At 42.2% G+C, this 10,368-nt stretch carries 8 protein-coding genes and 1 pseudogene; 5 read left to right on the forward strand and 4 right to left on the reverse strand.

Features of this window, described 5'->3' with window-relative positions; all coding sequences use genetic code 11:
- The first annotated feature begins 274 nt into the window (after positions 1 to 274).
- Positions 275 to 1,186, forward strand: coding sequence for a LysR family transcriptional regulator (locus AACQ81_RS18490; RefSeq protein ID WP_237388209.1), 912 nt, complete (start codon positions 275 to 277; stop codon positions 1,184 to 1,186).
- Here AACQ81_RS18490 and AACQ81_RS18495 read toward each other — a convergent pair.
- The 3 genes from AACQ81_RS18495 to AACQ81_RS18505 form a co-directional block, all read right to left on the reverse strand.
- Positions 1,183 to 2,346, reverse strand: a complete 1,164-nt coding sequence (locus AACQ81_RS18495) for an MFS transporter (RefSeq protein ID WP_237388210.1) — start codon at positions 2,344 to 2,346, stop codon at positions 1,183 to 1,185. The two genes, AACQ81_RS18490 and AACQ81_RS18495, sit on opposite strands and share 4 nt — an antisense overlap.
- Before the next feature lie 228 nt (positions 2,347 to 2,574).
- Positions 2,575 to 4,071: a CoA-acylating methylmalonate-semialdehyde dehydrogenase gene (locus AACQ81_RS18500; RefSeq protein WP_237388211.1), complete on the reverse strand. Its 1,497-nt coding sequence runs from the start codon at positions 4,069 to 4,071 to the stop codon at positions 2,575 to 2,577.
- Between the two features lie 15 nt (positions 4,072 to 4,086).
- Positions 4,087 to 5,418 (reverse strand): aspartate aminotransferase family protein, encoded by a 1,332-nt coding sequence (locus AACQ81_RS18505; protein WP_237388212.1) that lies wholly within the window; start codon positions 5,416 to 5,418, stop codon positions 4,087 to 4,089.
- A 375-nt stretch (positions 5,419 to 5,793) separates the two neighbouring features.
- Between AACQ81_RS18505 and AACQ81_RS18510 the strand changes: the two genes are divergently transcribed.
- From AACQ81_RS18510 to AACQ81_RS18525, 4 genes are all read left to right on the forward strand, one after another.
- Entirely contained in the window at positions 5,794 to 6,228 is a 435-nt protein-coding gene (locus AACQ81_RS18510; protein ID WP_237388213.1) for a DUF2946 domain-containing protein, read from the forward strand.
- A gap of 121 nt (positions 6,229 to 6,349) precedes the next feature.
- The gene (locus AACQ81_RS18515; RefSeq protein ID WP_237388214.1) at positions 6,350 to 8,356 is read left to right on the forward strand and encodes a TonB-dependent copper receptor; all 2,007 of its coding nucleotides are present in this window, start codon (positions 6,350 to 6,352) and stop codon (positions 8,354 to 8,356) included.
- A 104-nt stretch (positions 8,357 to 8,460) separates the two neighbouring features.
- Positions 8,461 to 8,595 carry a hypothetical protein gene (locus tag AACQ81_RS18520; RefSeq protein WP_339353450.1) on the forward strand — a complete coding sequence of 45 codons (135 nt, stop codon included), beginning with the start codon at positions 8,461 to 8,463 and terminating at the stop codon, positions 8,593 to 8,595.
- A 279-nt stretch (positions 8,596 to 8,874) separates the two neighbouring features.
- Positions 8,875 to 10,035 carry an iron-containing alcohol dehydrogenase gene (locus AACQ81_RS18525; RefSeq protein ID WP_237388215.1) on the forward strand — a complete coding sequence of 387 codons (1,161 nt, stop codon included), beginning with the start codon at positions 8,875 to 8,877 and terminating at the stop codon, positions 10,033 to 10,035.
- A 198-nt stretch (positions 10,036 to 10,233) separates the two neighbouring features.
- Here the strand turns inward: AACQ81_RS18525 and AACQ81_RS18530 are convergent.
- Positions 10,234 to 10,368, reverse strand: a pseudogene (locus AACQ81_RS18530) (IS5/IS1182 family transposase); the annotation flags it as partial.

The following is a 10,368-nucleotide window of genomic DNA, read 5'->3' on the forward strand; positions in this document are numbered from 1 at the left end:
AATTTCCAGCTATCATCTGTTAACATTAGTCTTGGCATTTGGGGTAATTGTTTTGATTTTTGGCGAAACCATTATAACAGCCCCATTTGCTGCTTGCTTTTTATACCAAAAAGATCAACACGCTCTAATCGTCTATGATTTGTTTAATAAATAATCTGCTTGGGTTAATATGAAAAACTTCTTATGATGGTCATCCCGAACTTAGCGAATTGGGGTTATGATTTTAAGGTACTTCGTCTATCGGTAATTTTTCTTTGGATAAATAGAATTAACTATGCGTAGAACGGATCATCTTGGTGGAATAACAGCATTTGTTACGACAGCACAACTAGGAAGTTTTACCGCGGCGGCAGAACGTCTGGGTTTGACGAAGTCAGCGGTAAGTAAAAGTGTTAGCCGATTGGAAGAGCGACTTAGAATTAAACTTTTTCATCGTTCCACACGAAGTCTGAGTCTAACGCCTGATGGCGAAGTTTTCCTGACAAGTTGTCAGAGCGCCATTGATATACTTGAACAAGCTGAAATAGCACTTACTTCACAGATTGCTTATCCTTCGGGGAGACTTCGTGTTGATCTGCCAGCAGCATTTGGCCGACAGCACATACTTCCCGCCCTTCTGAAAATTGCCCGTGACTATCCTGAATTGTCGCTAACTGTTTCATTTAGTGAGCGTTTTGTTGATTTGATTGAAGAAGGAATTGATCTTGCTATTCGTATCAGTGAACTGCCAGACAGCAGCGGATTGGTTGCCCGTAGATTAACGGTTCAAAAACTTATTATCTGCGCCTCGCCGGATTATTTACAGTCGAATGGAAAACCTCAATCCCTTGAGGAATTGAGTCAACATCAGTGTATTATTGGATTTCGCAGGAATCAGCCCATATCCTGGTTATTCAAAGGAGAGCATGGAGAAACAAAACATTATACTCCACCAGCAACTTATGAATTTGCTGATGGAGATGCAATGTTGGCGGCGGTACTGGCAGGATGCGGATTTGCCCAGTTGCCGTTATGGATGGTGGGAAAATACCTTAAAAGCGGCGAGCTTAAGGAGGTTTTGTCAGCATACTCAGGAATAGAAGTCCCCATCAACGCCTTATGGCCTAAAAACCGTCAATTATTGCCCAAAATTCGCCACGTTGTGGATACTCTGGTTGAGATGGCAGCAAATGGTTTATTGGATTAGCATGGAGCGTTTTTTTGATGCATGTTTTTTTTAAAGTAAATGGTTAAAAGAGCCAAGAATGCGAAGAAAATACTGCTCAATACAACCGTATTTATCCCGAACTGGGAAAGAAACCATCCGCCAGCAATAGAGCCAATTGTAATTCCCAAATTAGAGAAAGAAATGTAAAGACTATTAGCAAATTCAGGAGCTTCACCAGCATCCTGCATAAGCCATGTTTGACTGACCACAAGTCCGGCAGAATGTAATCCACCCCAGAAGATGATCAATACACACATAGCTATCGGTGAAAATCCTAAAAACCAAATTTGGATATAGATAAATATGAATAGAATCGGGTAAGCGTAAGTTGTACTTACGACATTCTTCTGCAAAAAACGACTAAAAACAAAATTGCCGATCAAGCCGCAGAATCCAAACAAGATTAAAATTATGTTAATGAAATTATTATCAAAATGAGTAATTTTTGTAAGATAATCTGCTATATAACTGAAACTTGAAAACATGGCGGAAAAAATCAACGTTACGGTAGAAATTGACAGCCATAGTTTCCCCTTGCGCAGCACATTCAATTGTGCGGTAAAAGTCATGTTCTTTGTAGCCGGAATAGATGGCACAAAAAACAAAATACCAATAAAAGCCAATGTACACGCGATTGCACCAAAATAAAATGCAGCACTGAGTGACATATTTTCCGCTATAAATGCACTCATGGGCATACCTAATACCATGCCTACCGCCACTCCAGCGAAAATCTTTACATTTGCGCCCGCACTTTTCTCTTTTGGCACAGAGTTAGCAGCAATGACAAGAGCTACAGCAAAAAAAACAGCATGTACCAGCCCTGGAAAGATCCTGAAGATAAGCATCAAATAAAAGACATCTGCTATAGCATAGATAAGGTTAGAAATAATAAATATCAAAAGAATAGTAAGAAGAACGTATTTTTTGTTATACGCGGATAACATTAAAGTAATAAATGGCCCTGTTACAGCAACAATAATGGCATAGACACTGACAAGATAACCGACCTCAGTTGGAGTAATATTCAGTTTTTCTTCTAATTGTGGCAGTAACCCAATAACAGCAATTTCCGTAGTAATAACACCAAAAACGGCAATTGATAAAGTCAGCAACAGCATAAAGCCTTTATTTTGCATAATGATAATCTACCTCATCTTGTCTTGTTGTTTTTAAGTATGTAAACAAAATGATGGCAAATTACTCATAAAAACAAAATGATAGTTTCGTCTATTGTATGTAGACATAACTTCACCAATAAATTTTTATCAAAGACAATATAGTGATTATCAACGGTGATTTTGTGAATGTTTTGACTGATAAATATGAGCGGTAAAACTACCGCTCATTTAATAAGTTAATAAAAATCAGTGATTGCTTGGGAAGGCGAATTGGGCAGTTCCATGAGTGTCACGTTTAATCCAACGCTGGGTAATAGTTTTACGACGTGTATAAAAACGTACACCATCCGGGCCATAAGCGTACAGATCACCGAACAATGAGCGCTTCCAACCGCCAAAGCTGTGATAAGCGACAGGCACAGGCAATGGAACGTTGATTCCCACCATACCTACTTCAATTTCATTGGCAAACAATCGGGCAATTTCACCGTCATTGGTAAAGACACAAGTTCCATTGCCATATTCGTGAGCATTAATCAGCGCTATCGCTTCTTCCAGGCTGGATACTCTCACTATACATAATACTGGCCCGAAAATTTCCTCTTGGTAAATGCGCATATCTGGTGTGACATGATCAAACAGACAACCACCAATAAAGAAACCATTTTCGTGACCATCGATTGATAAATTTCTACCATCAACAATCAATTTAGCTCCTGCTTTAACACCGCCCGTGACATAGTCAGACACATTTTCCAAATGAACTTTGGTCACTAGTGGTCCCATATCCAGACCTTGTTCTGTTCCCGCACCGATTTTGAGAGCCTGAATTTGAGGTATTAATTTCTTAATCAAGTCATCTGCAACTTGATCTCCGACACATACAGCAACAGAAATAGCCATACATCGCTCACCACACGAACCGTACGCCGCCCCCATAAGTGCGCTGGCAGCATTGTTCAAATCTGCATCAGGCATTAGTACAGCATGGTTTTTTGCTCCGCCAAGTGCCTGAACTCGTTTACCGCGTCGTGTTCCTTCACTGTAAATATATTCTGCTGTTAGTGTTGAGCCGACAAAACTCAGTGCCTTCACATCAGGAGATTCAATTAAACAATCAACGGCTTCTTTATCTCCATTGACAACATTCAGTACACCTTTTGGCAATCCGGCCTGATGGAATAGTTCTGCGATATATAATGCTGAACTGGGCGTGCGCTCAGAGGGTTTAAGGATAAAAGTATTGCCACAAGCAATGGCCAGCGGATACATCCATAAAGGCACCATTGCAGGGAAGTTAAATGGCGTTATTCCTACCACAACACCCACTGCGTGAAAATCGCTCCATGAATCAATTTCAGGCCCAACATTGCGATTGAATTCTCCTTTCAGCAATTCCGGTGCGGCGGTGGCAAAATCGACATTTTCAATGCCCCTTTTTAGTTCTCCGGCTGAATCTTCCAACGTTTTTCCATGTTCTTCGCTGATCAGCGTAATTATCTGTTCTTCATGTTGTTCAAGTAATTGTTTAAAGCGAAACAATATTTGGGTACGTTTTGCCGGAGGAGTGTTACGCCAAGCCGGAAGTGCAGCTTTTGCCGCAGCAATCGCGTGTTGTACAGTTTTTGCATTTGCCATTTCAACCTGGCGTATCACATTCCCTGTGGAGGGGTTAAATACGGCGGCTGTTCTACAGTCAGCTGTAATTGTTTCACCATTAATTAAATGTGTAATTGTTTTCATACTTCTTCATTCCCTTTATTTAATTTGATGTAAAACATTACCCACAGCATTGAACAAACGATCAAGATCATCCATTTTGGCATTGAACATGGGGCCAAATTGCAATGTATCTCCGCTAAAACGCACATAAAAACCCGCTTTCCATAACGCAATACCTGCTTCAAAAGACCGGATAGACAAATCGCCATCCCGTGGTGCCATCTGAATTGCACCCACCAGCCCACAATTTCGAATATCTATTACGTTTGGGCAATGCTGAAGTTCATGTAATGCTTGTTCGAAATGAGGAACCAAGTCAGCAGACTGTTGCACTAGATTTTCTTTTTCCAATAGCTCCAATGTTGCCAATCCCGCAGCACAGGAAACTGGATGAGCTGAATAAGTATAACCGTGGCTGAACTCAATCATATGTTCAGGCAGCGGTTGTAACATAAAGGTATCGTAGATTTTGCTGGAGGTAACAACACCACCAAGCGGAATGACGCCATTGGTAACTTGTTTGGCGAAATTGAGAATGTCCGGTGTTACGCCGAACATTTCAGCCGCGCTCCAATGCCCCAAGCGCCCGAAACCGGTAATCACTTCATCAAAAATCAGTAATATATTGTGTTGTGTACATATTTCCCGCAGGCGCTGCAAATAGCCTTGTGGCGGGACAATCGCACCGGCAGAACCCGCAACGGGTTCAACGATAACTGCGGCAATGTTACTGGCATCATGCAATTCAATCAGTTTTAGCAACTCGTCGGCAAGCTCACGACCACCAGTAGCCGGTATACCTTTAGTAAAGGCCATATTGGGTTGTAATGTATGTGACAGATGATCCACATCCATAAACTGACCAAACATTTTACGATTACCGCCAATACCACCAAGACTGGTTCCGGCGATATTGACACCATGATAGCCATTGACGCGACCAATAAATTTAGTTTTTGCGGGTTGTCCTTGAATGCGCCAATAAGCGCGGGCTATTTTCACCGCAGTATCGGCAGCTTCTGAACCAGAGTTGGTAAAAAATACGTGATTTAAATCATCAGGCATCAGGCTGGCAATTTTATCTGCCAGTTTAAATGACAACGGATGTGCATATTGAAAACCCGGGGAATAGTCCAATGTACCCAATTGCTTGGAAATCGCCTGATTAATTTCGGTACGTGAATGCCCTGCTCCGCACGTCCATAGGCTGGACAGGCTGTCATAAATGCGCCGACCTTGATCATCAACCAGCCAGTTTCCTTCAGCGGAGACAATGATACGTGGATCTTTTTGAAAATGACGATTAGCACTGAATGGCATCCAATGCGCTTTAAAATTCAATGATTGAAAAGAATTTCTCTCTGACATTTTTTAATTCCTCGCACAAGGTTGTAACAAAGAGTTTGCAATGAAACTGCATTCAAGTTAAATCTCAATTATCGAATCACTAGTTATGAGTTTACTTACGTAAATGAAACTAACCAACTTTAGTCAAGCAACTGTTTTCTAATTGAAACTATTACGGATATTAAGGCCGTCGCAGAGTATGGCTGTTTTTCCGCAACAGAAAATTTACTGGGAATGACTCGTTCCGCGATTAGCCTTCACATGGAGATTTTGAAACATAAGTCCCCCCTTTATCAGCCAGATCACACTAACACACCGCTTTCCAAAAATGGTTTAACAATCTCACCTGAAATACAGTAAGATTAATTACTGTGGAAATTGATCTGGATCATTAGCTTGTTAGCGCTTTTTCGTCTGTCACAACATCGAACTCCAGCTATTATCGCCCTACTGGCGATTTTGATGTTGTTCATTGCACCAGTGGTATCAAAAAGTCTGGAGTGTGACCGTGATGGAACAAAAAGCGAGATAAACCACTGCATGTCTATACCTGACATGCAACATAGCAACAACAACCATCATCAAACATCTTCGTCATCACATTCCATGAATCACCATGGTGTTGATCATGTTCATATGGGATTGATGGATGATATTGCCTGTGGTTACTGCCAGCTTCTGATTAACCTGCCATTATTGGCAGGGAGTTTTGTTCCTTTTATATTGCTGACACTGACTATTTCCCGCGCCCCACCAACACCACGTTTCTTGGGTCCAATAATTCGGCTGTTTTACGGCGAATCTCAACCTCGCGCCCCACCCCTTAATTAATCGTTTACCTAGAATAACGCATTTTATTTTTCTTGCCTTACTTTGCTTGTAAGACAATTAGTTATTGTTTCAGACAAATTACAGAAACAGAATTTGTTGTTAATTAAGGAATATTCTTTTTATGTCTACTACACAATTGTTCCGCTTATCTCCTCTGACAGCCGCTTTGGCTATTGCACTTGCTATACCAACCACTGGTTGGGCTGCTAATGTGGAACACACTAAAGAGACAAAAGAAACACAGGCTATCAATAATGACGTGATAACCGTGGCTGCACCTGCTATTTCACCACTTAATGTGGCCTCTTCGCTAAAAACTCCCCGTCAGCCAATACCTGCCAGTGATGGTTCTGATTACCTGAAAACCATTCCCGGATTTTCCCAAATTCGTAATGGCGGTACTAATGGCGATCCTGTATTCCGTGGCATGTTTGGTTCCCGTTTACGAATGCTGATTGATGACGGTGAAATACTGGGAGCTTGCGGTGGACGCATGGATGCACCCAGTTCTTATATTTCACCTGAAAGTTATGATGTCCTGAGTTTGGTTAAAGGCCCACAAACCGTACTTTGGGGAGCTGGTAACTCAGCAGGAACCATCCGTTTTGAACGTACTCGCCCCCAGTTCGAAAAGCTTGGTGCTCAGGGAAATGTCAGTACAGTGGTCGGTTCTAATGGACGTTGGGACGGTAATGCAGATATAAGTCTTGGTAATGAATTGGGTTATATCCGTCTGATCGGTAATAAATCCCGTTCTAATGATTATAAAGATGGTGATGGTAATCGTGTTCCCTCTCGTTGGGATAAATGGAATGCTGATATTGCGTTAGGCTGGACACCTGATACAGATACTTTACTGGAGTTAAGTGCCGGGCAAGGTGATGGTAAAGCACGTTATGCCACTCGTGGCATGGATGGTTCCAAGTTTAAGCGTGAAAGTTTTGGTGTGCGTTTTGAGAAGTCCAATATCAGTGAGGTATTTGACAAATTTGAAACCAATTTTTATTACAACTACGCCGACCACATGATGGATAACTATTCCATGCGCAAGTCGAAAAACAAAATGGTTTCAGAGCCAGATCGTCTGACGATGGGCGGCCGCATGATGGGGACATGGATTTGGGAAGATTTTAAGTTGCAAAGCGGTGTAGATATGCAAACTAATATCCATCGAAACAATACAGATCATAGTATGGATAAATCTAAACGAAATGGCTGGAAGAAAAATGCCCGTTTCCGTGATTATGGTATTTTCGGTGAGTTAACTTGGGATGCGACTGAACAAAGTAAAGTCATCGGCGGTGCGCGTTTGGATCGTGCGACAGTATATAAATATGAAACTCAGCAAGAACGCAAAGACACCCTGCCTGCGGGTTTTATCCGGTTTGAACATAACCTGAAAGATGTCCCTATGATGTTCTATGCTGGTCTTGGTTATACCGAACGTTTCCCTGATTATTGGGAAATGTTTTCGGGTAAAGCAGGTAAAAATGCTGTGACTGACATCAAATCTGAGAAAACCACTCAGTTGGATATTGGGGCACAATATGACGACCAACACCTGAAAGGTTGGGTATCGGCTTATGTAGGTAAGGTCAATGACTTTATCCTGTTCCGCTATAGTCATGTTCCTACACAGAATATTCCTGCTCATAATATTGATGCTACTATCATGGGCGGCGAAATGGGGATTGCTTATAAGCTGAACGATCATTGGAAAACAGATGCAAGTCTGGCTTATTCCTGGGCGCAAAATACCACTAATAGCCGCCCATTACCGCAGACTCCTCCTTTAGAAGCACGATTCGGCCTGACTTGGGATTATGGTGACTGGACTAGCAGCGGATTGTTGCGTCTGGTTAACAGCCAACATCGAGTGGCAATCAATGAAGGCAACGTGGTAGGCAAGGATTTTGACAGCAGTAAAGGATTCGCTATTCTGTCTGCAAATGCGGCCTATAAGGTAACCAAGGATATTCAAATCAGCGCGGGTATTGATAATATTTTTAATAAAATATACAGCGAACACCTGAACTTAGCGGGAAGTCAGGGTTTTGGTTATCCCGCTGATACCCAAGTAAACGAACCAGGTCGTACTTATTGGGCTCGGTTTAACGTTAAATTCTAATCATTTTTTCTCTTCTTAGGCCTGGCTCTCCCTGACTTATATCAGGGAGAGTTTTTTTAACTATCTTTAAAATAAGATATTTCAATGCGAGAATTTAAAAAGAGTTGATCTGTAGTGATGCAGCATTTGAGGGTCGTGCCAACTATACGCTGAAACTACTTAAATCTTATGCTAAAGCGTTGAATCAAGTTCGTGAAGATATTGGTGACGCAAGCAAGAATTATCAGTATGGCATGTAAGTTAATGACTTGGGTGGTTCAGTCATAGTCATAAATAGTTCATCTACATGCGATGATACTATTTTTTATTCCTTATATGATCCCTGAATACTGTATTTTTATACAGTATATCGATTTTCTGGCACTTTTGTTCAATAACAAAACAAAATAAGATTTACTTTTAAACGAAATGATTGAAAAGAACTCAAACCAAGAAATGCTTACTGCAAGTTATTATTCTCGGTTCATTATTCGGTTCGTTCTGATAAACGCACATTTCATTTAACTAAGGAGCTACATATGTCTACTATCGTGTTGCCCCGTATTATGGAAGTAGGTGGTGGATCTATCGCCCGTCTGCCACAAATTCTAAAAAATATTGGCAGTAAAAAACCGCTGATCGTGACAGACAATATGATGATTCAATTAGGTTATCTGGACAAATTACAATCTATCTTGCAAGATCTGGGCATTGAAAGCGAAGTTTATGCTGACACAGTACCTGAACCCACTGCGGTCTCGATTCAAGCCGGAATTGAAAAGGTAAAATGCGGTTTATTTGATGCTGTTATTGCACTCGGGGGCGGCAGCCCGATTGACAGTGCAAAAGCAATTGCGGTAATGGGTAAATTGGGGGGCATAATCAACGATTACCGTTTCCCTCGTCAAGTTAATGAACAGGGGCTTCCGATCATTGCCATTCCGACTACTGCGGGAACGGGGTCAGAATGCACTCGCTTCACCATTATTACCGATGAAAAAACGGACGAAAAACTGCTTTGCGCTGGCGCAGGATTCATGCCGGTTGCCGCTATCATTGACTATGAACTGACGCTCAGTGTTCCGGCCCGGACGACGGCAGACACGGGCATTGATGCGATGACTCACGCCATTGAAGCTTATGTCAGCCGAAAAGCCAATCCCTACTCAGACAGCCAAGCCATTGCCGCCATGAAGCTTATCGGTCCCAATTTGCGCAAGGTATACCACGATGGCAGTAATAAGGCAGCCCGTGAAGCGATGATGCTCGGTTCAACCCTTGCGGGTATTGCATTTTCCAACGCATCTGTTGCACTGGTGCATGGCATGAGCCGTCCTGTCGGGGCGTTCTTCCACGTTCCACATGGATTATCTAATGCCATGTTACTTCCCGCTGTCACCCGTTTCTCTTTAGAGTCTGCTAAAACACGCTATGCCGAATGCGCGCGTGCGCTGACTTTTGCAAAATTAACAGATAATGATGACACCGCCTGTGAAAAACTACTGACCACATTGGATGACTTAAATGTAGCGCTTTCCGTGCCGACACCCGCGCAATTTGGCGTGGATAAAAAACACTTTCTTGCGGTTGTAGAAAAAATGGCAAAACAAGCGGAAGCATCCGGTTCACCAGGCAATAACCCGAAAGTTCCCACCATCGCTGAGATGGTCGCCATTTATAAACAATTGTGGAATGACTGAGTTTGAGTGCTATTAGTGGTTATTGACCGGATGTTGCGTCGCTTTTATTCCCGGCATCCGGTTCTTTCTTCCACTACCTCGCTGACAACATATACCTGTCTTCTTTCAAACTGTAGTTTTAGACAGAAAAGTGTCAACCATACTGGCAGGTGCAAAAATTAATCCCGCATCAAATGGATTAAAGCCTAGATAGTGTCGTCATGAGATTCTCAACCAAAGAGCGAGGCAGCGGATTTGGACTGCGGCAAGAAACGATGCACTATTTTTGGCATAACGGGTCGCTATACCACGCCAGCGCTTCAAATGGAGAAAGGCATTTTCAACCAAATGCCT

Source organism: Xenorhabdus sp. Sc-CR9 (genome assembly GCF_963897815.1).
Lineage (GTDB): Bacteria > Pseudomonadota > Gammaproteobacteria > Enterobacterales > Enterobacteriaceae > Xenorhabdus.